The 25,138-nt window shown below is 30.5% G+C and carries 24 protein-coding genes; 1 reads left to right on the forward strand and 23 read right to left on the reverse strand.

The features are described 5' to 3' along the window. Window positions 1-10: 10 nt before the first annotated feature. From HNP65_RS03460 to HNP65_RS03480, 5 genes are read right to left on the reverse strand one after another with little or no spacing between them, the layout of a single operon-like run. The gene (locus HNP65_RS03460; RefSeq protein WP_184618928.1) at window positions 11-1,408 is read right to left on the reverse strand and encodes a hypothetical protein; all 1,398 of its coding nucleotides are present in this window, start codon (window positions 1,406-1,408) and stop codon (window positions 11-13) included. Next, a complete protein-coding gene (locus tag HNP65_RS03465; RefSeq protein WP_184618929.1) occupies window positions 1,405-2,187 on the reverse strand; it encodes a TlyA family RNA methyltransferase in 783 nt (260 codons plus the stop codon). Before HNP65_RS03465 ends, HNP65_RS03460 begins: the two co-directional genes overlap by 4 nt. Further along, a complete protein-coding gene (locus HNP65_RS03470) occupies window positions 2,184-3,518 on the reverse strand; it encodes a hypothetical protein (RefSeq protein ID WP_246348163.1) in 1,335 nt (444 codons plus the stop codon). Before HNP65_RS03470 ends, HNP65_RS03465 begins: the two co-directional genes overlap by 4 nt. Further along, window positions 3,413-4,147 carry a tRNA pseudouridine(38-40) synthase TruA gene (gene truA / locus HNP65_RS03475; RefSeq protein ID WP_184618930.1) on the reverse strand — a complete coding sequence of 245 codons (735 nt, stop codon included), beginning with the start codon at window positions 4,145-4,147 and terminating at the stop codon, window positions 3,413-3,415. The genes HNP65_RS03470 and truA overlap by 106 nt, the downstream gene beginning before the upstream one ends. Beyond that, window positions 4,144-5,610: a GGDEF domain-containing protein gene (locus HNP65_RS03480; RefSeq protein WP_246348164.1), complete on the reverse strand. Its 1,467-nt coding sequence runs from the start codon at window positions 5,608-5,610 to the stop codon at window positions 4,144-4,146. The genes truA and HNP65_RS03480 overlap by 4 nt, the downstream gene beginning before the upstream one ends. A 290-nt stretch (window positions 5,611-5,900) precedes the next feature. Between HNP65_RS03480 and HNP65_RS03485 the strand changes: the two genes are divergently transcribed. Then, window positions 5,901-7,640 (forward strand): M3 family oligoendopeptidase, encoded by a 1,740-nt coding sequence (locus tag HNP65_RS03485; protein ID WP_184618932.1) that lies wholly within the window; start codon window positions 5,901-5,903, stop codon window positions 7,638-7,640. 16 nt (window positions 7,641-7,656) lie between these two features. On the opposite strand, the gene HNP65_RS03490 is transcribed toward HNP65_RS03485, so the two are convergent. The 18 genes from HNP65_RS03490 to HNP65_RS03575 form a co-directional block, all read right to left on the reverse strand. Then, complete coding sequence (locus tag HNP65_RS03490) at window positions 7,657-8,901, reverse strand: hypothetical protein (protein WP_184618933.1); 1,245 nt, start codon at window positions 8,899-8,901, stop codon at window positions 7,657-7,659. Next, on the reverse strand, window positions 8,891-10,087 hold the full coding sequence (locus HNP65_RS03495) for a DUF58 domain-containing protein (RefSeq protein ID WP_184618934.1): 1,197 nt from the start codon (window positions 10,085-10,087) through the stop codon (window positions 8,891-8,893). The genes HNP65_RS03490 and HNP65_RS03495 overlap by 11 nt, the downstream gene beginning before the upstream one ends. Further along, window positions 10,088-11,005 carry an AAA family ATPase gene (locus HNP65_RS03500; RefSeq protein ID WP_184619023.1) on the reverse strand — a complete coding sequence of 306 codons (918 nt, stop codon included), beginning with the start codon at window positions 11,003-11,005 and terminating at the stop codon, window positions 10,088-10,090. Between the two features lie 69 nt (window positions 11,006-11,074). Then, window positions 11,075-11,296, reverse strand: coding sequence for a hypothetical protein (locus tag HNP65_RS03505; RefSeq protein WP_184618935.1), 222 nt, complete (start codon window positions 11,294-11,296; stop codon window positions 11,075-11,077). 20 nt (window positions 11,297-11,316) lie between these two features. Then, window positions 11,317-12,414 (reverse strand): FtsW/RodA/SpoVE family cell cycle protein, encoded by a 1,098-nt coding sequence (locus HNP65_RS03510; protein ID WP_184618936.1) that lies wholly within the window; start codon window positions 12,412-12,414, stop codon window positions 11,317-11,319. Continuing rightward, window positions 12,404-13,531 carry a radical SAM family heme chaperone HemW gene (gene hemW / locus HNP65_RS03515; RefSeq protein WP_184618937.1) on the reverse strand — a complete coding sequence of 376 codons (1,128 nt, stop codon included), beginning with the start codon at window positions 13,529-13,531 and terminating at the stop codon, window positions 12,404-12,406. The genes HNP65_RS03510 and hemW overlap by 11 nt, the downstream gene beginning before the upstream one ends. Then, window positions 13,500-14,276, reverse strand: coding sequence for a hypothetical protein (locus tag HNP65_RS03520; protein WP_184618938.1), 777 nt, complete (start codon window positions 14,274-14,276; stop codon window positions 13,500-13,502). The genes hemW and HNP65_RS03520 overlap by 32 nt, the downstream gene beginning before the upstream one ends. Window positions 14,277-14,281: 5 nt before the next feature. After that, window positions 14,282-15,712 carry an Asp-tRNA(Asn)/Glu-tRNA(Gln) amidotransferase subunit GatB gene (gene gatB / locus HNP65_RS03525; RefSeq protein WP_184618939.1) on the reverse strand — a complete coding sequence of 477 codons (1,431 nt, stop codon included), beginning with the start codon at window positions 15,710-15,712 and terminating at the stop codon, window positions 14,282-14,284. Continuing rightward, window positions 15,709-17,061: an Asp-tRNA(Asn)/Glu-tRNA(Gln) amidotransferase subunit GatA gene (gene gatA / locus HNP65_RS03530; protein ID WP_246348184.1), complete on the reverse strand. Its 1,353-nt coding sequence runs from the start codon at window positions 17,059-17,061 to the stop codon at window positions 15,709-15,711. Before gatA ends, gatB begins: the two co-directional genes overlap by 4 nt. Before the next feature lie 124 nt (window positions 17,062-17,185). Further along, on the reverse strand, window positions 17,186-18,370 hold the full coding sequence (locus HNP65_RS03535) for a hypothetical protein (protein ID WP_184618941.1): 1,185 nt from the start codon (window positions 18,368-18,370) through the stop codon (window positions 17,186-17,188). Then, window positions 18,367-19,467, reverse strand: coding sequence for an alanyl-tRNA editing protein (locus HNP65_RS03540; RefSeq protein ID WP_184618942.1), 1,101 nt, complete (start codon window positions 19,465-19,467; stop codon window positions 18,367-18,369). The genes HNP65_RS03535 and HNP65_RS03540 overlap by 4 nt, the downstream gene beginning before the upstream one ends. 14 nt (window positions 19,468-19,481) lie before the next feature. Further along, window positions 19,482-21,650 (reverse strand): BamA/OMP85 family outer membrane protein, encoded by a 2,169-nt coding sequence (locus HNP65_RS03545; protein WP_184618943.1) that lies wholly within the window; start codon window positions 21,648-21,650, stop codon window positions 19,482-19,484. Window positions 21,651-21,653: 3 nt separating this feature from the next. Continuing rightward, window positions 21,654-22,184, reverse strand: coding sequence for an ATP-binding protein (locus HNP65_RS03550; RefSeq protein WP_184618944.1), 531 nt, complete (start codon window positions 22,182-22,184; stop codon window positions 21,654-21,656). After that, window positions 22,172-22,867 (reverse strand): PHP-associated domain-containing protein, encoded by a 696-nt coding sequence (locus HNP65_RS03555; RefSeq protein ID WP_246348165.1) that lies wholly within the window; start codon window positions 22,865-22,867, stop codon window positions 22,172-22,174. Before HNP65_RS03555 ends, HNP65_RS03550 begins: the two co-directional genes overlap by 13 nt. After that, window positions 22,864-23,193, reverse strand: a complete 330-nt coding sequence (locus HNP65_RS03560) for a DRTGG domain-containing protein (RefSeq protein WP_184618945.1) — start codon at window positions 23,191-23,193, stop codon at window positions 22,864-22,866. Before HNP65_RS03560 ends, HNP65_RS03555 begins: the two co-directional genes overlap by 4 nt. Window positions 23,194-23,215: 22 nt before the next feature. Next, window positions 23,216-23,713, reverse strand: a complete 498-nt coding sequence (locus tag HNP65_RS03565) for a hypothetical protein (RefSeq protein WP_246348166.1) — start codon at window positions 23,711-23,713, stop codon at window positions 23,216-23,218. 4 nt (window positions 23,714-23,717) lie between these two features. Further along, window positions 23,718-24,287: a Holliday junction branch migration protein RuvA gene (gene ruvA / locus HNP65_RS03570; protein WP_184618946.1), complete on the reverse strand. Its 570-nt coding sequence runs from the start codon at window positions 24,285-24,287 to the stop codon at window positions 23,718-23,720. Further along, window positions 24,284-25,042: a TatD family hydrolase gene (locus HNP65_RS03575; protein WP_184618947.1), complete on the reverse strand. Its 759-nt coding sequence runs from the start codon at window positions 25,040-25,042 to the stop codon at window positions 24,284-24,286. The genes ruvA and HNP65_RS03575 overlap by 4 nt, the downstream gene beginning before the upstream one ends. Between the last annotated feature and the right edge of the window lie 96 nt (window positions 25,043-25,138).

Consider the following 25,138-nt stretch of genomic DNA (forward strand, 5'->3'; position numbering starts at 1 on the left):
ATGTCACCTCCTACATTATATCTAAATAATAATTAACAAAATACCCATCTTTTTCTTGCCAAAAAATCACTTTTGAATCAATATCCATTCCTAAAAATTTATATATTAAATCTCCAACATCTAAAAATATTTTAACATCATAATTCTTTTTTCTATCAAGAAAATTATAAGCTGGTATATCCATTAACCTCTTAACCCTAGCTTTTCTTTCATAAATGCTCTTATCCAAATTACTTATAACAAAAAAACCACCGTACTCAAAAAAGTAAATATCTACATCATCAGCAATATTCATTAACCACTCATCTTTTATTTTATCATATTTTGCACTATATTTTTCCAATATTTTTTTTATACTAGTTCTTCCATCCGACAATTTAAAAAGAAACGCTAAGGAAACATTTGTAGCATCATCAACATCTCCTACTACATAAAATGTAGACGTTGAATTATTCAATATTGTATTTGTAATTTCATATATTTTTGTAACACTAGTACTTTCAAAGGTAAATATCCATGGTTTAATAAAGTCAATAGCTTCTTTGGAATCATCCACGCTTATTCCACCAAAATAATTACCCAAGACTGGAATATTCTCCATTAAATCGTCTATCACATAACTTTTTTCAAAAAATTTATTTGACTTTTGATTTACAGTAATCTTTAAGACACTCTCATCAATTCTACCATAAAACAACAAATATTCGGTTTTTATATCAGTTTTAATTGTCTCAACCGGAAATGTAATTTTAATTGCATTTGATTTTGAATAACCTAAAAACCAATAGTCTGACGGTACTCTTTTCAAAATATCAGGATATTTTTTTGTAAATTTTAATTCATCTGTCATATATGTAGATATTAGATAATCTAAAACACTTTTACTCCCAGTAACAATTAAATAATTTTTAAATTTAGAAACAAACAAAGAGTCACCTATATTGAATATATTACCATTTAAATTTATTTTTTCGTCTAACAATGCTCCAAGATAATATGCTAAATCCGTTGCATTCTCAGTTTCAAAAACCAAAGCAGAATCTTTTGAAAGGTTGCGTATAATGTCAATGTAATAGTTCAAATCAAACGAAACGTTTTCATCTATTCTTATTTCCCCGCCTTTTGACAAAAACAAAATATTCGATGAAAGCGCATCTAAAAAGATCTCTTTCTTTAGGCCGCTTTCATAATCTACATTTTCTAGATAACTTAAAAGATAATTTTCAAAGGCAAGTCCATTATCGGAAACAATAAAATTTAAAAACGGAACATTTTTTATCTTTCCTATACTTCCTCTTTCATTATTAAAATGTATAAAAATATCAAAATCGTACGGGACAAAATTTAAGATGTTTGAAAATGCAAATATCGAGAAATATATTAGAAGAAAAGCCCCTATTTTCCTCATTTCAACTCCTCCCATGCTTTATCAATTACTTCATCTATTCCCAGAATTACTTCTTTCTTTATATTCAACAAATGCAAAAAATACTCTATATTGCCATCAGCCCCTGTTATCTTTGAAAAATTAATATTTATTGGTGACAAACCAATTTCTTTTGCACTATTAATAATATCATATAAAACTTCTTTGTGTACGCTCTTGTCCCTAACAATTCCACCTTTTCCAACTTTTTCTTTCCCTGCTTCAAATTGTGGCTTTACAAGAACTACTGCCTCTCCATTCTCTTTTAATATTTCTTTTATTGTTGGAAAAATTTTTTTCAAAGAAATAAATGAAACATCACAAACCACCAAATCTACCTTTTCGGGCAGCTTTAAATTTCTTGCATTAGTTTTCTCCATAACGACAACTCTATCATCACTTCTTAATTTCCAATGAAGTTGATTATATCCGACATCAACGCAATACACCTTTTTAGCTCCATGTTGTAATAAAAAATCTGTAAATCCTCCCGTGGAAGCACCTATGTCACAAGCCACTCTTCCTTCAATTTTGAATTTAAACGATTCCCATGCTCCTTCTATTTTATAACCACCTCTACTAACATACTTTTCAGTTTCTTTTATCCTTATTTTTGACTCAACATCAACAAGTTTTCCTGGTTTATCTACCAATTGTTCGTTAACAAAAACATTACCGCTCATTATAATTCTCTTGGCTTTTTCTCTAGATTCTATCAATCCTCTTTCAACGAGTAAAACGTCCAAACGTTCCTTCTTCATTTTCTTATCCTCCATGTCCCATTTTCTAATACTATATAGTAATAGTTACTTCCAACTATTACTTCTCTAAATCCACTAATCTTTAAATCTTCAAAATAATAATCTATTCCATCAAACCAAACATTTTTATACCGTGGTCTTAGAACTATTCCATCCACAAATTTTATACTGTCATTTATTAAAATAAAGTCCCTATTTTCATTATAACTTTCAAGTATGCGTCCAGTTTTTGTATCAAGTTTCATAATTTTATCCATTGTTCTTATGTACAAAGCATCTTTCAAAAATCCTACTCCAAGAACCTTTTTATATTTCCCTTCAAATAACTTTCTCCTTTTTGTTAGATCAAACAGTACAACATTTCCATTTAAAAAAGCAAAAGAAACAATCCCATCTTTATAATACCAATCAAAAGGTACACTATCAAATTCATATCGCCAAAGCTTATGAATATCACTTATACTTCCATCAGAATACAATACAAAACCGTTAAGAACATCTAATACTGGAATCTTATTTTGATTTAAAGTGCCATTTTCATACCAAAAGTTTCTCGAAATAACTATATCTTTATCTACATAAAGGGGAATTTCGGGAAAATCTATATTAAACGATTCACCGATAACTTGTTTCCCGTCATAATAATAGTCTCCAAATATTCCAAAAACGCCTACAAGTAAATTATCTTTCTTTTCAATTTTTAGATCTTTTCCAACATAAATCTCTTGTCCTTCAACTGTATGAAACCCTTCTGAAAAAGCATAAACTTTCCCTTCAATCTCTACTTTATAACTTCCTTTTTTATGCCTTATTACAAAAGGATATATTTGTTTTTCAACTATATAACTCTGATTTGTAATTGGATCAAAAGCAATAGATTTATCTGGTAAAGTTTTTTCTTCAAATAAATTATCCAAAGTTTGATACAGTAAAGTTAAATCTAAAGAAGGACTTTTAAAATTATCAATATCCATATCCTTGTAAATTACTCTCCAAGCAATTTTTTCACCTTTTGATATAAAAATATAAACCTTCTCACCATCTCCTAAAAGATATCCTTTTCTGTGAAAATACTCTTCTAATTCAAGTTTATATTCTTTTGGCCCTTCGTATAATAATGTTAAAACAGGTTGTTTCATCCATGATGAAATAATTTCACTTGCTTCTTTCGTTATTTTATCCCCCATATAAAAGACAACACCACTTGCCTCAATAGTTAACCCCATTAGAACAACACTTTGTATAAGTACAATCCATGTGGTGGCGCGGTACCAGCCGCTTCTTGCCTTGAGCGTTTCTCTAAGACTTCTAAAATTTTTTCTGGTTTCCATTGACCTAATCCCACCCTAACAAGACTTCCGACTATATTTCTTACCATACTTCTCAAAAAAGATCTACCTTCTACTCTAATTAGTATTAAACCTTTTTTCAAAGTCAAAATCCTTATCCTGTAAATTGTTCTAACCGGATTTTTTTCATCTTTGCCTTTTTTAAATGAAGAAAAATCATGCTCGCCTTCTAAAAAACTTGCGGCCTTTCTCATTGCTTCAACATCTAAATCATATCTAAAATTCCAAACATAATTTCTCATGAAAACGTCTTTTTCACTAGTGCTAATGAAATAATGATAAATTCTCTTAGTCGCCGCAAATCTTGGATTAAAGTTCTTATCTACTATCCAAGCCTTTTTTACATAAATATCATCAGGCAAATTTGCATTCAAGGCATTTTTTATATCTTTTTCGGTTAATCTTTCAATTGGACAGTTAAAAGCTGCAACCTGACCATTTGCATGAACACCTGCATCTGTTCTTCCAGCTGCTTGAGTATATATTCTCTCTTTAAAAATTCTTTCCAACGCATCTTCTAAATCGCCCTGAACTGTCCTTACATTAGGTTGGCCTTGATACCCAAAAAACTTTGTTCCATCGTATGCAAATTCAATAGCAAATCGTTTCATTTAATCATAGTCCTCCCGCCACCAGATTTTTTTGCAACCAATAAAGCTTCTTTTGCTTCTTTAAGAAGTTCAAAAAAAGATTTATTTTGTCCAGGTTCCTTATAAATTACTCCTATACTTGTCGAAACATCTTCAAACTTATCCTTTAATGATTCCCCAAACTTCCCAAAAATTGTTAATGCTCTTAGTTTATTCGTATTAGGCATGAAAAATACAAAATTTTCGCCATTCAATTTATACAAATAAACATTTTTCATATCTTTAAAATATTCTGATATAAAATTTGATATATGTTCTGCAAATTCTGGGCCTTTTTTAATATTAATCTTATCAAAATCATCGATATCTAAAAATGCAACTGATGCCTCTTCATTTTCGTTCAATATACTATCACAAAGCCTTACGAATTCAGGATATGTAGTCATATTTACTTGACTCTTTGAAATTAGGTATTTTGCATATGGAGTTTTTCTTAAAAATTGAACTACAAACCATGATAAAAACTTTAATAATTTCAATTCATTAGAAACAGGCCTTCTACCAGATATTGGTTTATCAAAACTAATGTATCCAACTATCCTTGAATTTTCATCAATTAGAGGAACAAGTAATAAATCATTTGGATTCCACGAATTTTCATAATTAAAATCTGTGTAATAGTCATCAAAAACATACACACCTTCTGTATCTAAAGAAATTGAACCATACGGAATAAAGTAAACCCCTTCAACCTCAAATCTCTTAGAAAATAAAGGGAGAACATTCTCAATATTTACCCGCTGATTTTTCAATGCCGTGATTACATCTTCCTCAAGCCCATAGCCAGCTATTCTTATTACTTTATTCTTTTCATAATCCATAATACTAAGCAAAGCTGTTTCAAAACCTGATATTTCACAAATAACTTCCAAAATTTTATTTAATTGTCCATCAAAATTCAAAGATTTTTCTTTAAAAGCAAGATCTAGCAATAACAAAAAGTTATCATTTTCTTTTTTGAGTTTTTCTCTCTCAATCTTTTCAAGAATACTCATATTAAAACTATCTGCATATAGTATAACAAAAATTAGATATAAAGAATATGTTAAAAAAAACAATATCAAATTAGACAATTTTATTTCAGAATATAAATAAACATTAGCTACTAACAATGCACCAAGAGATATCATAACATAACTATTAAATATTGCAGTTAAATATAATTTAATATCTTTAAAAAAGTAAAAAAACAAGTACACAAAATTAGTTATTATTACTCCTAAGGCAAAAAACGGAATTCTTAAATAATCGTGCGATACACTGTAAAATAAATAAGTTCCGAAAGAATACATTAACAATCGCATTGATAATCTTGTTAAACGATGCTCTTTTTGAAAAATCAAGTAAAAAATAGGAGTTAATAATGCAATTGTTTCTGGAGAAATAAAAAGCAGAGAAGGAATTATAACTAGCATCTCAAACATGAAACTTGCCCTATTAAGTTTCAAATCAATCAAATTAGTAAAATAAAGCAGCAACAAAAAAGTTATATCGTAAAACCATATAGTTGTAAAAACAAATCGCTTAGATAAAATTAAAAACGCTACTGCTCCTATAATTGAGACAATTGATAAAATCTTCCTGTTCTTAATAGCAATCCCCCCCACAACCATTTACTATAATATTTTAACATTTTTTATTGAAAATTTGACGATTTTTTTTGAAACATGTTAGAATAAAAGTAACAAGATTATCTACAAAGGAGGAATTTAACATGAAGTGGGATTTAACAGTTTTTTACGAAATACCAGATATTGAAAAAATAAAAAAAGATCTAGAAGATATTTTTAAAAGAGCAACAAATTTTGTTGAAAAATATGAAAAATTAATCAATGAAAATATTTCAACTGAACAGGTAAGAAATTATTTCAAAGAATTTGAACAATTAATGGAAGATGGTTTAAAACCGATACAATATTCAAGTCTTCTATTTTCTGAAAATACAACGGATAAAATTGCGCAACAACTATATGGAATTTCCGAACAATATGGTTCAAAAATTTCTGAAATACTTTCTCCACTACAATCTGCTTTTGCACAACTTTCGGAAGAAAAGCTGGATATACTCTCAAAAGAAATTCCTGAATACTCATACGCTTTAGAAAAAATAAAACTTGAAAAAAAACATATTCTGTCAAAAGATGCAGAAAGAATTCTTGCTGCCACAAGCATTTCAAGAAGAGATGCACTTTCAAATTTATATGAAAAATTGACTTCATCATATAAATTCAAAATTGAAATTGATGGTGAGGAAAAAGAGTTGTCTGGAAGTCAAGTAAGAGCTTTAAGAAGATCCCCGGATGGAAATTTAAGAAAAAAAGCTATGAAACTCTTCTTTGAAAGGTACAAAGCCGATGAAATAACCATAGGTGAAACTTACAATATAGTAGTAAAAGACTATGACACAGAAGCAAGATTAAGAAATTATCCAAAACCAATTTCTATGAGAAACTTAGAAAATGCTGTATCAGATGAAAGTGTCGAAAAACTCATTGAGATAACCACAGAAAACACAAAAATAGTCCACAAATACTACAAGTGGAAAGCTCAAGAAATGAATGAAGAGTTAACACTCGCTGACATTTACGCACCATTCAGTAGCTCAGAAAAAAAGTACACATTCGATGAAGCAAAAGAAATAGTTTTAGACGCATACTACAGTTTTGATGAAAAGGCGGGCAATATAGTTGAAAGTTTCTTTAAAGAAAATAGAATCCACTCTGAAATCGTTCCTGGAAAAGTTGGCGGAGCATTTTGTTCATATTATACGACTCAAATCAAACCTTTTGTTCTTTTAAATTTTAATGGTAATATTAACGATGTTATGACATTAGCTCACGAGTTAGGTCATGGACTCCATGGAACTTTATCCCAAAAACAAAGTTTCATAAATTATCATACACCTCTTACTATGGCAGAACTTGCATCTGTTTTTGGTGAATTTCTAGTTTTTGATAAGATAAAAAATGAACTTGAGGGAGATGAAAAGAAATACTTTATTGCTTCCACACTTGAAGATACATTTGCTACAATGTTCAGACAAAACATGTTTGCAAGATTTGAAATACAAGCTCATGAACTAATAGAAAAAAATGGAATGGCAAGTTTTGAAGAACTCTCAAAACTATATGAAAATGAATTAAAAATAATGTTTGCAGATAGTGTTAAAATACCTGAAGAATATACATATGAATGGTCATCCATTCCACATATTTTCCACACACCATTTTATGTCTACGCATACAACTATGCTAATTGTCTCGTAATAGGACTTTATCAGAAATACCTTGAAATGGGTAAAAAATTTGTTCCAAAATATATTGAACTACTTGAGTCAGGCGGGAAAGACAGCCCAGAAAGGCTACTTAACAAGATAGGAATTGATATAACAAAAGAAGAATTCTGGCAAAGTGCATTTGAATTCCTAAATAACATGCTCAATGAAATAATATAACAATACACAGTCCCCTCTAAACTTGAGAGGGGACTGTGTATTTTTCAATTAATTCCTTAAGTTTCTGCTTTGCAGCTTCTAAATTGAAAGTTACATTTTCAAGTTTATATTGGCTTTTTACAAATAATTCCGTAAAATATTCCAAATTTTTGTCATTTATAACATTCATCAATTCATATGGAGTCAAATAGAAAAATTCTTTAAAGATTTTTGCTCTTAAGTACACATAAGCTCGCCTTATAAAGTCTCTACCATTTTTTATATCTATTAAATCTTCAAAAGTATCTTCCGACTTCCAAATATTTTCTTTTTCCTTTATGACTTCTACTTGTTTTTTGGGAGCAGTTAAAAACATAAAGAGAATGTACAGTGAAATTGCAAATACAATTACTGATATTATGTTAATAAATCTCAAAATATAAATTGGTTTAATCAACGGCTTTTCTTCAATAGTAATTTCAGTCTTAGTTGCTTGCATGTTTTTTTCATACTCGCCAGGCTTAAGCTTTTCTACCGCAACATTTGAAGCTCCAAAAGCTTGTAAATAACTATTGTCAGTTTTTACTATGTATGGAACTAAAACAAAGTATATTAAAAAGGCGTATAAAAATGTTAAAAATCCAATAGCTAAAATCTTAAAAGAAAAATCCTTTTTCAATCTCAAAAATACATACAAAATTATTAGACCGGCCAAGGACACAAAAAACAAGCCAAAAATCTTGCTCTTTTCAAGGTTAGAATCCTCAGAAACTGTCACATCAGTAATAACCTGTTTTTTTACTTCCTCTTTTTTGACTGGCTCAGTTGAATTTTCCTGGACTTTAGACGATTGCATCATATCTACTTGCGGATTTTGGGTAATCTCATATTCTACTATTCCAACACTTTTTATAGGCGAAAAAATGCTTGGTATAAAAATGAGTGGAATTAAAAAAAGTAAAATATAGAATCTTTTTCTAAAAACATAAAGCAAGACTATTACCGACGAAATTATTGCAACTTTTATACTGTAAAAAAAGGTTACAACTGATAAAAAGACAATCAAAAAATATTCTTTGGCTCTCACTTTTTCATATAAATAAATTAAAAAGACAGGGAAAGGATTTTTAAACCAAATAATACTCAAAACAATCACTAAAAAATACAACCATTTAAATCTATAAAAAGATAAAAAAAGTAGCATAAACAGTATTACAAAAAGTATGTTAATCTTCCAAAACGAAAAGGAAACTAAAAAAACCGTTAATATATCAATTAACAAGTTCTATTCCCTCCTGAAGCAACATATTTTCTAAATATACGATCACATGAATATCATTCTCCCTCAAAATTGCACAGTTTTTCTTTATTGCCTCGATATCTTGTGGAATGTCTAAATAACTCTTAAATTTTTTGGTATTATACCTTCTAAAACCATAAGGCATTACAAGTATTATTATTCTAGAAACCCTTTCTCTAATACGCATAATTTTCTCCAGATCTTTCTCACTAAGAAACATTGTAATAATAAGAAGAGTATCATTGAAAATTATTTCTCTCTCTACTTCGTTATAAACTTCAAAACTAAAGCCTTCTAAAGAACCATATGAAGTGGATAAAACTTCATAATAGTCTATCCAATCGCTTGAAAATTCCTTTTTTATTCCTTCAGACGTATCAGCTATCAACTTAACAGGAATATTTCTAGCGGAAACTTCTTTTACAATGCTATTTGCCGCAAGTATTGCATCTTCTACATATTTGTTTAATATTGGTCTCCATGCAGTCTTAGAAAAAATCTGCGAGTGGAGGTTTAAAAATAACCCCAGAAATAATCTACCCTGTGAAGTATATTCTGTTTGTTTTACATAAATATCCCCAAGTTTTGCAGAAATCTTCCAATTTATCATCTTTATAGGATCTTTTTCATACTTTCTTACTCCTATAATACTTGTTGGATCTTCTAAAAGTCTTATTCTCGAAACGACATTTGGAACTAAATCAAGCAACTTCTCTTTTTTAAAATAAACTTCCTCATAATTAGGAAAAACCGTTATCTGTATATCTTTCTTCTCAACTTTCTTTATTATATTAAAAAAGACTGCATCATACTTTAGAAAAAATTTCTCAATTTTAAATTTTCCTCTCTTTGCAAAACTATGCTTTAAGACAACAACATCTTTTAAATGTACTTTTCCCTCTCCAAGCTCTGGAATAGATAAATTCAGTGGTATTTTCACACCACAAAGAGATATAATTAAATTAAAATCTTCATCAATAAAAACTCTATCTTTATCCAATTTCACTTCAATATCAATATCCTTAAATATATTTACAATCCTTGAATAATTAACCCATTGAATGATAACAAAAGCATCCAAGAAAATTGTAAAACCATTTATTCTGAAAAAATTCAAAAATAAAACTAAAACAGTCAAAAATACTAGCCTTATATTTTCAATTTGCATTTACTTCACCACTTTTACTTCTTCCAAAATTTCTTCAATCACCTTGTATTTATCAACTTTCTTTATTCTAGCTTCAACACTTAAAATGATTCTGTGATTCAATACATAAGGTGCAAGATATTTAACATCATCAGGTAACACAAAATCTCTTCCATGTAAATATGCATATGCTCTTGAAATATTTAACAAAAATATAGAACCCCTTGGACTTGAACCTATCATAATATCCTTGTGCTTTCTTGTAACACTTACTATATCAACAATGTATCTCATTATATCATCAGAAACCTTAACATTTTTTACATTAGAAAGATGATTTAAAAACTCCTCTTTTGAAACTACGGAGCCAAGTTCAACAATAGGATGTTCAAAAAGCTGAGAATAAAGCATCTCTTTTTCAGCCACTTCATCCGGATATCCCAATGATAATTTCACCATAAATCTATCCAGTTGTGCTTCAGGAAGTGGAAAGGTCCCTTCTGATTCAATAGGGTTTTGAGTTGCTATCGTAAAAAAAACATCATAAAGCTTGTGAGTTACACCATCCACAGTTACTTGACTTTCAGCCATTGCTTCAAGTAACGCCGATTGAGTTCTAGGAGTTGCCCTGTTAATCTCATCTGCTAGAAGGACATTCGTAAATATAGGTCCTTTATTAAAAACAAACTCTCCACTTTCTTTATCAAAAATATATAATCCTGTCACATCTGATGGTAAAAGATCAGGTGTAAATTGAACCCTTTTAAAATCCAAAGAAAACGTTTTTGATAGTGCCCTTGCAAGCATTGTTTTTCCAACACCGGGAACATCCTCAAGCAATATATGTCCCCCTGAAAAAAGCGCAGCAACAATAATTTTTATCTTCTCTTCTTTTCCTTTAATAACAACTGAGACATTTTTAACAATTTTCTCCAGTATATCCAAGTATATCCCCCTCTTTGTTAATATATTCTTAAAAAAAAGCTAGTGGCTTTGAGCCACTAGCTTTCATACCAATTGATCAATATTTTTTCCTGTGTACAACTGTGATGCGATCCTTACTAATTTTAAATTCATTTTGTTTTGTTGATAAGTCATAAAGCTTAAAAGTTGAGCCATCTGATCCTTGGTCATTACAGGTGCTTTTACATTAGCTGCTGCATTTTTGCCTGAGCTAATTTGCAAAGTATTGACTGAACTATACACATTGTTTATACCATTTACTCTCAAATTATCACCTCCCAAAATAATTATCGACCACGTTCAATAAAAATTTCACTAAAAATTATACCAAATCCTATCGAAAAAGCCAAAATAGAACTTCCACCATAGCTTACAAAAGGAAGAGGAATCCCCGTAATTGGAAACAATCCACTAACAACGCCAGTATTTACTACAACTTGAAGCATCATAAGTGTTGAAAATCCCCAAATAAAGTATCTAATAAACTCATTATCGATCTCATCTGAAATTTTTATTAAAGAAGTAACTATCGCAAGATAAGATAAAATTACAATTATTATTCCCAAATATCCGAAGCTTTCACCAATTGTTGCAAGAATGAAATCAGACTCTGCCTGTGGAACATGTATATAATACTTACCTAACGCCGGTCCGGAACCAATGATTCCGCCATTTCCTATCGCTTCATAAGCTTTCTCGAGCTGCCATGGAATTTCGTTTGAAACATAATTTTTTATTCTTCCTATCTGATAGCTATGTATTAGGCCAAATTGAATCCCAAACATAAACAGCAATCCAATCAATACAAATAAAAATAATACATGAGAAAAACGTGTGCCTCCAAAATAAAGCATTACAACCGCTGTCAAAAATATCACAAAAGTGGTACTTAAATCAGGTTCAACAAATATTAATAACAAAATTGGAGAAATCAAAAGTAGTGGCTTCATCAAACCATTCCAAAAAGAAGAAAGTTTTTCTTTATTATCTTTATCTTTTATATAATGAGCTATAAAGTAAATAGCAAATATTTTAGCTATCTCCGACGGCTGAAATGTATTACCAGAAACTTCTATCCAGCGTCTTGCACCATTCTTATAACTTGAAAATGGACCATACAAAGGCAAAACAAGCATTGCCAAAACAATTATGTAAAAAAACCAGACATATTTTTTATCTTCTATAAACCTTTCAGGTAAAAAGAAAATAATTAATAACGCCAAAATCATACTTAAACTTATGTAAACTATATATTTAAAGAAAAAATTTGAGTTACTACCAGTAGAATAATATTCTCTTGCAAAATCTATACTATACAAAGCAACTGAAGCAATTATAAATAACACAAATATTGCAGTTACTAAAAGCATTATACTATATCTCATAAAAGTCCTCCCAGATTTCAAGAAGATTTGTAAAGAAAATTGAAGAAAAATCCATACCCATTTCATTCAACCTTTGACCATCAAAAAAATCGTACTTTTCTTTTAACAGTTCAATCACTTTTTCAAATCCTGGGAGTATAGGTAACAGCTTTCTATCTATTCCCCATTTTGTTCTCAGCATCATAAAAATACTTTCTAATACTTCACGCTCCAAAGTGTTCTCATTTTCATAGCTTCTGGGGAATTTGTCATGTTTTAACCTAGAATAATACGTTTCAAAATCTGAAACATTATTATATCTAAGATTTCCTATGTGTCCTCCGGATGATAATCCCAACCCTATATAATCTAAATTTGCCCAGTAAACCAAATTATGCTTACTATAATTTTTATCTAAAGCAAAATTTGAAATTTCGTATCTTTCATACCCTTCAGATTTCAAAAAATCAAGTAACACTTCATATCTGTTATAAGATTCTTCTGGAATTTTTTTGTAAAAACTTGAAAGAACCGTACCTTCATGAATTTCTAGTAAGTATACAGAAATATGTGGTGGATGATTTTCTCGAATAAACTTTACAATTTCCTCAATACTACTCCAGCTTTCTCCAGGAAGACCTATTATAAAATCTACATTAACATTTTCAAAATATTCCCTTGCAACATTATAAGCTTTTAACGCCTGGGCTGAATCATGACTTCTCCCAGCTTTTTTTAAAACTTCATCATCAAATGACTGAATTCCTATACTTAATCTACTAACACCTATCTCTTTGTAAAACTGTGCCTTTTGCCTATCAAAAGAATCAGGATTTACCTCTATAGTAAATTCTTCAAGAATCAAGTACTTTTCAAGCTTTTTTACCAATTGTTCTATATAATGTTCATTAATATAACTTGGTGTTCCACCACCAATATAAAGTGTCCTAATGCCCCTTTTTAAATAATCACCATAGAGCTCAATTTCTTTTGAAAGAGCATTAATATAATTTTCTACACTTCCTTCTTCATAACTTACAAAGTCACAGTAATAACACTTTTTTTTACAAAATGGTATGTGTATATATACTGAAAGAGTGTTGACATTACCAATTAAATCTGAAAGCAATTTTTCCATCCCAGACCAAAAATTCCCCTTTCAAAGGAACTATAAACTTTACTCCAAACAAATAATTTATATTAAATATATCATTAGTTGATGAGTAAATATAACCGTATCCAAACCCCCTAAACTCACCCGCTGAAAAATATTTCCTTGCTCCAACATTTAAATAAAAACTGCCAAAATCAGTTCCTAAACCTGCTAATATTCCTTGCTGTAAAGAATTATCTAAAGAATATAAATATCCTAAAAAGTTCTTTCCATTTAACAAAAGAATATATCCAGAAAAATCTTTGTACTTAACAAAATACCTATCAAGTGAATATCCAAAATCTTTTCCTTTTTTTAAAAATAACTTCTCAGTACTTAAAGATATAGGGCCAACCGCAACAAAGGAATCAGAATTCGATGTAAAGAAACTGTATTGATCAGAAACAAAAAACTCCAAATCTTGGCTTGATGTTGGAAAATTCAGATTTTCATAACCTATAGATAAATAAATACCAAAATTTGTACCAACAAAAAGGGAAAAATTCATATTCTCTGTTTTGGCTGGTTTTTTTACTTTCAAAAAACCTAGTTTTTGTTCTATGTAATATGTAGTATTTGTAGCATAGGAATATCCAACACCAAAACCATCATCAAGGACTAAAAATATTGGTGAATGATTAATAATTATAGTATTATCAAAAACTAAAAAATCCCCTGAAAAAGCAAAAATACCAAACAATATTAAAAATATTGCACTTAGTCTTTTCATAAATATCAGTCTCCTAGAAGTTTTTTTGCAATTTCATTTACAACTTTTGGATCAGCTTTTCCCTTAGTTTGTTTCATAACACCACCAACAAAAAATCCAAGTAATCCTTTTTTACCATTCCTGTATGCTTCAACTTTATCAGGATTTTCTTCTAACATTTTCTTGAGAATTTCTTCAATTAACGATGCATCACCAACAACTTCAATATTTTTTTCTTTTACAACTTCTTTAGGAGATTTACCTGTTTTGTATACTTCTTCAAATACCTCTTTTGCAATATTTCTTGTAATTTTTCCGGAAGAAATTAAATCAAACAATTCTTTAAAGTGAGTAGGTTTAATCTTTAATTCTTCAAAATTACTTTCTGGACTTTCATATTTTAAAAGTTCAGTCAAAAACCAATTTGAAGTTTCTTTTGGATCATTTGTAACCTCCACACATTTTTCATAAAAATCTGCAAGGCCCTTAGATGAAGTTAAAATATTTGCTTCATATTCTGACAAGCTATACTCTTTCATAAAACGTTCTTTCTTTTGATCTGGAAGCTCAGGCATTTTTTCTACAATTTTCTTTATTTCATCGGATGATAACACAACAGGAGGAATATCTGGCTCAGGGAAATATCTATAATCATTAGCTTCTTCCTTGCTCCTCATTGAAATTGTCGTTTTTGTAGATAAATCCCAACCTCTTGTCTCCTTTTCTACATCCTTTCCTTCAAGCATTGCATTTTTTATTCTTTCAAATTCAAATTCAAGTGCTTTCTCAACAAATTTAAAAGAATTCATGTTCTTAACTTCTACTTTGTTACTTTGCCTATTAGCTTCAGTATCTATCACAGAAATGTTTGCATCACATCTTAAAGCACCTTTTTCCATATCTCCGGTACTTACACCCAAATATTTCAATATTTGTCTCAACTTCTCCAGAAATTTTCTTGCCTGCTCTGGAGACTTGATATCTGGTTCTGTTACAATTTCCGCCAAAGGAACACCACATCTATTCATGTCTACAAGTGAACTTTCAGCTTCTGTAATTGTTTCGGAAGAATGAACAAGCTTTCCAGCATCTTCTTCAAGATGAATTCTATTAATCCTTATCTTTTCGCCATCAAGTTCTAAATAGCCATCATTTGCAAGAGGATAAAAATATTGAGTTATCTGATACCCCTTAGGAAGATCAGGATAAAAGTAATTCTTCCTATCAAATCTTGTATATTCATTTATTCTACAATTCAATGCACTTGCAAGTAATATTCCATATTCATACATTTCCTTTGAAGGAACAGGAAGGGCCCCTGGTTGCCCTGTACATACAGGGCAAATAGCACTGTTTGGCTCAAGTTCAAATACATCAGCCGGGCAAGAACAAAAAGCTTTTGTCTTAGTATTAAGTTGAACATGTATTTCAAGTCCAATTACAGGTTTAAATCTCATATTTTCTCCTCCTCTGGTAAAACAACTGGAATATCTTTTTCTATATAATTTGCAAATCCAAGAACTTTTGCATCATCAAATCGCTTACCCATTATCTGCATTCCTACTGGTAGTCCATTAGAAAATCCAAAAGGAATGCTAATTGCAGGAATACCTGCTAAATTTGCAGGAATTGTAAAAATATCCATCATATAGTAAACAAGTGGATCTTTCACTTCACCTATTTTGAATGCAGTAATTGGAGAAGTAGGAGTTATTATAAAATCATATTCCTTCAACAAGTCATTCAATTTATTTGAAATTATCCTTCTTACCTTTTGTGCTTTTTCAAAATATGCATCATAATATGCCGCACTCAATGTAAATGTTCCAATCATTATTCTCCTAATTACCTCTTTTCCAAGATTTTTTCTACTTTTCAAATATGTTTGCAATAAACCCTCTTGTTCTTCTCTTTTACCATACCTTACTCCATCAAACCTTGAAAGGTTAGAACTTACTTCCGATGGAGCAATTATATAGTAAGTTGCAACTGAATAGGAAAGTTCTTTAAAAGATACCTTATCTACTTTAATTCCTTTTCTTTGCAAAAATTTTACAAATTCTTCGAATCTTTCTTTTACTCCTTCTTCAACTCCTTCCGCAAAAACCTCTTCTGGATAAGCTACTTTAACGTTTGAAAAATCACTATCTAGATATTCCTCAAAATTTATCTTTCTATCAACAGTCGTTGCATCTTTTTCATCTTTTCCATATATTATATTCATTAGGTATGCTGCATCTTTTGTTGTTTTTGTAATAGGTCCTATTTGATCAAGGGATGACGCAAATGCAACAAGGCCATATCTTGAGACTAGTCCATAGGTTGGTTTAAACCCAACAACTCCACAAAATGCGGCAGGCTGTCGTATAGATCCTCCTGTGTCACTTCCAAGCGCAGCAACAACCTGTCCACTGGCGACAGCTGCCGCAGATCCCCCGCTGCTCCCCCCGGCCACTCTTTCATGATCCCAAGGATTTTTTGTTACAAAAAATGCAGAATATTCTGTTCCTGTCCCCATTGCAAATTCATCTAAGTTTGTTTTTCCAACAATTGCAAAGTCATTTGCAATTAATTTTTCAACCACTGTTGCATTATATGGGGGCACAAAATTCTCTAGAATTTTTGAGGCACAAGTTGTTCTAATTCCCTTTGTTACAATATTATCCTTTATCGCTATTGGTATTTTGCCATTTGCATTTTCAACCACTGTTATAAAAGCATTTATCTTTTCATCGACCTTCTTTATTCTTGAAATAGATTCTTCAACAAAAGACCTGTTTTCTTTTAAAATATCAGATATAGTCATATCTTTGAAATTTTTCAACTAAATCACCTCGTCCGTTAATTTTTTTTACAAGTTTCAATTATATATTATAACATAAGCCCCCTCTTTTTCTCTACGAGGGGGCTTATGTTAAATTAATTATTTTTCACTTTAGTAGAGCTTTTTCTATGAGTTTTCCATCTTTAAAATATCCATAAAATTTGAAATAAGATTCACTATCAATTCCTATAAAATTAAATATCATAGGCCTTAAATTCACAAATAATCCTACTACATAATCAGAACTGTAATTTTCTTTTATAAATTCTTTATCACCAGCTACATATTCATCAGGTGATACTCCATAGAATGTTATCTTTTCATTTGAAAGATTAATGTATAAAACAGGCGTTCCTTCTTCTGTTTCAACAATTCCATATTTCTTCCCACCAATATTTTCAAATCTCTTTTCCCCTTCAATCATATCCCACGATGGATTATTGTAGTAAACTACACCGTAAAATGGAACATTAGAAACTTGCATCCCAGATAATGCATTTGTTAAAACACTTGATATATCACCACTTATATAAGCCGTTCCACTAAATCCTTCCAGAACCTTAGGTAAATCAACTGGTAGACTCTTTAAAAGCGAATCAGGTAATTTTCTATTAATAAAGCCAAATAAATCTCCACCAATATTTTCATCCTTTAAAATGTCAATTCCATCTTTTGATGCAATATCATTAAAAAGCTGCTTAGTTTTATCATCTTGCGGAACAATCTCTTGATGGAATTCTACCTCGTTATCTCTTAAAGCTGCATATCCAAAACCCTTTACTTTAAAATCTTCCTCATTCGTATTAATATATGAAACAGCAAGATAGCCTTTATTCAAGAAATCTTCCAATTCCTCAGGAAGAGTTCCTCCTCCATAATTTTCGCCAACAACAAAATAACCATTAATAATCTTTATCTCTTCTGGAAGGCTTTGTCCTGAGAAGTTCTCAAAAAGCTCCTTAATTTTATTTGGATCCTTTGATGGACCCAAAACTAAAAGTGTACTCTCTTTTCCAGCTACAATAAGTAGTTCCTTAAAAATATCCAAATCATCTAAAGTATATCCTTGCATCATTAATTGTTGCTCAATTACTCCAGTAAACATTTGCTCAAGTCCTATTTGATTTGCCAAAATATCCCCTGCATTAGTTTGCTTTACTGCATCATACAATTTTGAAATATCTGGTATATACATTACAACATCATATTCTTTAGGCATAAAATCTAATGCATTGGAAAAAAGAAGTATACCAAATAAAAACACACCAAACAAAACAGTCAACTTTTTCATTTTAACACCTCCAAGATCATATTTATATTCACGCCATCACTAGGTAAATAATTTCCCTTTTCTTTTCCTCCTCCACCTTTTCCCCCAAATCTTTCCCTAAGATCAGATATTATATCCCTTACTATATACTTTGAAGAATTTGATGTAAAACTGTAATTTTTACCATCGTATAGCACAAGAAGTCCTTCTTTATCAAAATACTTTGGAATATATCTCAAAATTTCTGGTTCTTCATGCAGAAAATAAACATCTTCTTTTAATTTTTTTAGTTCATCTTTCTTGTAACATGCTAGTTTTTCCGCTAAACTTTCAACCCTTGAAGATTTTCCTTTTACTTCACCCAAAAGGGATTTAACTTTGTCTTCAACTTCGAAGATTGAGCTTGTAAGACTTACCGAAATATTTTTAAGTATTTTAGAATAATTTCTAAAATATTCCATCGCCTTAAATCCTGCAACAAAATAAAGTCTCGTTAATTCCCCTTTTACTTTTTCTGTTTTTAAAATTTTCAAAAGTCCTATTTGGCCCGTGTTCTCAACGTGATATCCTCCACAAGGAGAATAATCATACTCACCGATTTTTATTATCCTTACCATTTCTTCAACTTTATCACTTAATTTCTTTCTCAAAGGAAATCTATCAACCTCTTCCTTTTCAACTAATATTTCTTGCACATCAACACATTCAGTAATTATACTATTTACCCTTTCTTCTACTTCATCCAACAATTCTTCCACAACGTAAGGAACATTTAAATCAATAGTGGTATATTCAAATCCCATTCTAAATCCAACAGTACTTATATCAGCAAGCTCTTCAAATACAGCCGATAAAATGTGCTGTCCTGTATGATGTTGCCTTACAAACAACTGATGCTTTAAATCTATTTCAACATTATTTTCTCCTAGATCTACCTCCCTATCAATTTCATGATAGATTTTTCCATTCTTTGTAATTACTGATAAAACGTTAGCATTACCTATTTTTCCTCTATCTCCTAATTGTCCACCCTTATAGTCAACATAAAATGGGCTTTCAGAAGAAACTGCAAAAATTTTTCCTTTTTCTTTCAAAATTTCTTCAATCCTTATTTTCAACAGCTAGACCTCCCTTAAAATGTTTTACCCATAAGGAAGAAAAAGTTCCAATTATCATTGTAATATGCCTCCCCAAATCTCAAAAGCCCAAACATTGGGACGTTAATTCCAAGCTCAATACCAAATGAATAATTCCACTTATCAAAGATATAATCTTCCCCTACATATGCAAAATCTGAAAATAGAGCAACATAGAATGGCATATTAGTATTTTCTTTTAAAACATACCTTAAATCATTATTTAATAACAATGTTTTATTACCTTCTAAAGTTGCACCTCTAAGACCATTTAAACCGTTTAGATAATTGTAAATCGTACTTCCTTCTTCTTGGAAAAGCTGGGAAGCATATAACCTTGAAGCAACTACTATGTTGTTAAATGGAATATGTAAAGAAAATTCCTCTTGAACTTTTAAAGCAACCGGTGCATCACCTGTTAATTTAAAATATTTTTGCCCCATAAGATTTAAATTAATTCCTTTTGTCGGAATAATCAAATCATCAAGATTCTCGTAATTGTACCCAACGAGCACATTTGCACCAAAATACTCTGTCGGAGTTGCAGAAATAGTTTTCTTGTAATTTACACCCACTCCAAAACTAAAACTGTTGTTGTTTATCTTTAAAGTGCTAAGAGAAATATTAAAATCAAAGTTATTACTTGCCACATCTTCCAATGAATCATTCTTATAACTATAATTTAAAGTACTACCAAAAATCACAGGCTTTCCAAAAGGCTTCCTTATTGAATATTCCAAACCAATAACCTTATTAGTCAATCCAAGTGAAACATTTAAGCCTATTGTTTGGCCAAGTCCAAAAGGATTAGTCGTTTTTAATTGCATTTGAGCTGCAAAACCTTCATACCAAGGTCTATCATCTCCAGGGGGGCCCCAAGCACCTCCTCCAACAAAATTAAACCTTTTTTCTTTTTCTTTAACGATCAATGTCACATCTAAGGTATCAGTTGAAGAAGGAGTTATATCAAAATCTATATCTTCAAAAAATTGAGTCTTATAGATTTCAACATATGTATCTCTAAGACTATTTCTATTTGCATAATCACCTGGCTTAACTTTTATTAAATCATCAAATGTATATTCCTTTGTCCTGATTAAACCGTCAATATTTAATTTCCCAAATTTATACTCCAAAACTTCCACTTTGAAAATTCCATTTTCAAGTTTTGGATTAATCTCAATAAAATACTCTTTCGAATCGTACCAACTTTTTACTTTTTGAACAATATTTAAAAGCTCAATATTTGTAAATGTTCCCGATAACGTTTCTAATTCACTAAAATCATTTAATGTATTACCTGCAATATCAACCTTTTGTATATAAACTGGCTCCCTTGTAATTGTATTTTGAACAATTACAAAATTCAATTTTTTAGATGGTTTCTCAGTATCAACCTCTAAAAATTGTAAATTCGTATATGGTGAAAAATATACATATTTACTTAATTGCTGGTAAACTTTTTGTATGTCTGAAAGCTTTGGATAGTAATCTTTTTCACTGTCGAATAATCTCAAAAGCCAATTTTTTTCTAGATAATCTTTGTATTCTTTTATTTTAGCTTCTTTCTTAATATCAGACAAAACTTCTTCTATACCTTTTGTGTTTCCAGAAAATTCTATATCGTATAATGCATATTCTGTTACTTTAAAAGTTACTTCTGTTGACCCAACAGTACCGCTAACGTATACAAATGCTTGATCCTTATTTTTAGAAAACACATTTGAAACAAGATATCCGTTGTCTTTATATATCTTTGTTATATTTTCAATACTCTCTTTAAATTTTATAAAACTAAAAGGCTTATCCTCTTTCAATGTAATTGATGATTCAAGAGTCTCTTTTTCAATTAATCCAACTCCATTAATTTCTAGACTAACTTTTTCTATTTTTCTATTTTCAACCACACTTATGACTAATTCAACAACATTATCTTTTTCAACTTTTTCCCATTCAACACTTGAAAAATACCCTGTTGATTTTAAATTCCTTACAATGTTATTTATAGCATAATCATTCACATCCATTCCTAAATAATCTTCATATGCAAATTTTAAATCCTTCTCGCTGAGAGAACTTAATCCGTTAAAAGATACTTTCTCAAGCACAAATGAAAATGATAAAACAAAAAAAAGGCTCAAAACAACAACCAACACTTTTTTCATACCCTAACCTCCTCGTTTTTCTAATTCCTCAATCATTTCCTTTAAAATGTTAATTTTTTCTGCACTATCTAGACTTCCTAAGTACTTTTTAACAACTTCACTACTAATTTCATAGCAGTCATTATATCTACATCTTTTGATTGTCAAATTAACATCTCGGTTCATTAAAAGACTCAAAAATACCATTATCAAATCTCCCACAGGTTGACAATCAATGTGAGATTTTTTAAAATTTGCGTAGACTTTTGTCCCAATTCCAAGCTTTGTTTCAATTTTTACCTCTCCTCCTGTCATTTCTGCTGCTTGCTTTAAAAATGGCAATCCTAAACCAAACCTCCGAATCTCTTTAGGTCTGGTTGTATAGAAAGGATCAAACACCTTATCAACATCCTTTATACCAGGTCCATCATCAGTGACAATAAATGTGAACTCATCATCTGTTTCATATATTTCCAAAGTTATATTTTTTGCACCCGCTTTAATAGAATTTTCAGTAATATCTTGAACATGGTCAGCAAGAGTCACAAGTCCCATATAGTTTTCACCTTGCCTTCAATAATACTACCTAATATATTTTTCACACTTTTTTCACCTTCAATTATACTATACCTTTCACCAATTTGATTTATAAAATGTGCATCAGAAGAACTTAGGGCAACAAAACCATGTTTTCTTGCCATCAACAAATCATCTTTACTGTTAACTTCCACAACTTTAACATCTTCATTAGGAAAAATTCCCAGTTGATATAAAACGCCAAATTTTCTTGAAATATGAGCATATACGGGAATACCATTATACTCATTTATTAAATCAACAGCTTGACTTAAAGATAAATCGGTAGGAAAAGAAAGGGGAGTAAATTCCATACCAATAAACTCGTCTTTTTCATTTACATAAAGTTGATAACCAAATTTTTCAGGATCGTATTTAATCTTTGGAAGGTGAGTATAAACAATCTCGGTTAAATTTTCTAGCGAATCTATATCATAAAAATATCCTAAAATATGGACATCTTCAACTGTTTGTATCTCGATACCTGGAATTACTACCTTTCCAAATTCTTTTAACACATTTGAAAATACTCTTACATTTTTTCCACTGTTATGATCGCAAAGGGCAACTACATCAAGAAATGAATTTTTAAAAACACCAGGTACCATTGAAATATCGGCACAAGGTGAAAGGCAAGTGTGAACATGTAAGTCACATTTCATAGTATTCCAAGTGAATAGATTTTACCTGAAACAACAAAAGAACTTTCATTTGATTTTAAAAGACTAATTCCTTCTTCCTTTGCTTTTTCAATTGTATCAGGTGAATACTCTAGTCCTTCACACAAAACAACGGCCTTTATACCAACCATTGAGGCAACTGCAATAATATTTACATGATTTTGCACTGTGATCCAGATAGAATCACTTTTGGCATTCTTCATTACCATACTTAAGAGATCGCCGGTACAACCATGGAGAATATCGCAATCCTCTTTTAAATAAACCACTTCTGCATTTATCTTTTCTATAATTTCAGATAATTTCATTTTTACACCTCTCATATTTCATCTATGCAGTTTGATCAAACAATATTCCAAGTAAATATTTTGGAAAATTCATACCAAACTGCAACGCATTTTTTGCTATTTCAAGCATTAAAATCTGTCTCTCTAATTCTTCTCTCTTAACTGGGTCATCTTCAATTTGTAATTTTAACTGCAGCTGCCTAATTTTTTCAGAAACGTGCTTTGTATCAACCTTTAAACCTTCATTTTCAGAATTTTCCTTGTCTTGATCACTTTTTCCCGGAATATACATCCAAACCCTTGTCTTGCCTGCAACAGCAGCAAGAAAAGAACCTCTTTTTCTAAGATCAAGATATATTCCACCATATATAATATATCCGCCTTCTTTTTGGGCTTTTCTTTCAAAGGCATAATAATTGCTCAATTCTTGAGATAAAACTCTTAAAACACTTCTACTCGCCGGAGCACCATGTGAAAGGCCAGGCTCTCCAGGATCAAGCCTATAACCAAGCATTGGATTTGAGATAGCAGATACTTTCATAGTATCACCTGCTTAAAAATCTCAACGCCTTTTTAATAATATCATCTAATTTATCGTCTTTTTCTGCAACTTTATTTACAGCCTTTTTAGCCTGATTCCTATTAAACCCCAAAGTAACCAATGCTTCTATAGCTTCTAGAACTTTTCTATCTTTTTCATCGATGCTTATATCTAACTCTTTAATTGTGTCTTTTAGTTCTAAAACTATTCTCTCTGCAGTTTTTGGCCCTATTCCAGGTAGGCTCGAGAGCGCCTTTACATCCTCATTGATTATAGCACTTACTACTGACTCAACACTGTTTGATGAAATAATCTTCAAAGCACTTTTTGGCCCAAGCTTGTTCACACCAATCAACTTTTCAAAAAGTTTTAGTTTAATAACCTCTAAAAAGCCATACAAACTTATTCCATCATCACTTACAACCATTTTTGTATATATTTTTACATTCTTATTTATATATTCCTCAAAATCTCCCGTATCTCCTACAATTATTTCATATATTAAATCATTTACATTTACATATACCTTACCATTTTCTATACTTTCAACTTTTCCATTCAAAGCATGAATCATACATTCACCCCAAACAGTTCCCTAGCATTATTTATTAGCTTTTCAGAAACATCTTCACCGATCAATTTATTTATTTCTTCTACTACATATTTTACATAAGATGGCTCATTTCTCTTTCCTCTATAAGGTTGTGGAGGAAGATATGGACAATCAGTTTCCGTAACTATATTTTCCTCTCCAACTAATCTTACAATATCTCTTAATTGCTGATTTTTTTTGTATGTTAATGGCCCACCAATTCCTAGATAAAAACCTAATTTGACAAATTTTAAAGCATACTCTCTATCACCACTAAAGGAATGAATTACACCATCAAACGGGCCGATCATTTCAAGTATATTGTATGCATCTTCATATGCATCTCTAACATGAACAACAACAGGTAATTTTAAATCTTTTGCAAGCATTAACTGTTCTGCAAATACTTTCTGTTGTACTTCTTTTGGGGAAAAGTTTCTATAATAATCCAATCCTATCTCTCCAATTGCCACAACTTTTTCATTCTTTGCTAACTTTTCCAATATTCCAAGATAGTCATTTGGTACACTACTGCTATCATGTGGGTGAATACCTACTGTTGCAAATACCTTGTCATACTTTTTTGAAAGTTCAATACATTGATAACTATCTTCTATATTTGTTGCTACATTAACTATAAACTCAATACCATCATTTTCAAAATTTTTTATAATTTTCTCCCTATCTTCATTAAAATGCTTCATATGCAAATGCGCATGTGTATCTACTATTTTCACAAAAACCCTCCTTTCAATTTTTATTATACCACTAAAAAAACAACTAGTTGCAATCATAATAATATTCAAAAATTCTGTGCTTTATCTTTATGATTT

The organism is Thermosipho japonicus, from assembly GCF_014201655.1.
Lineage (GTDB): Bacteria > Thermotogota > Thermotogae > Thermotogales > Fervidobacteriaceae > Thermosipho > Thermosipho japonicus.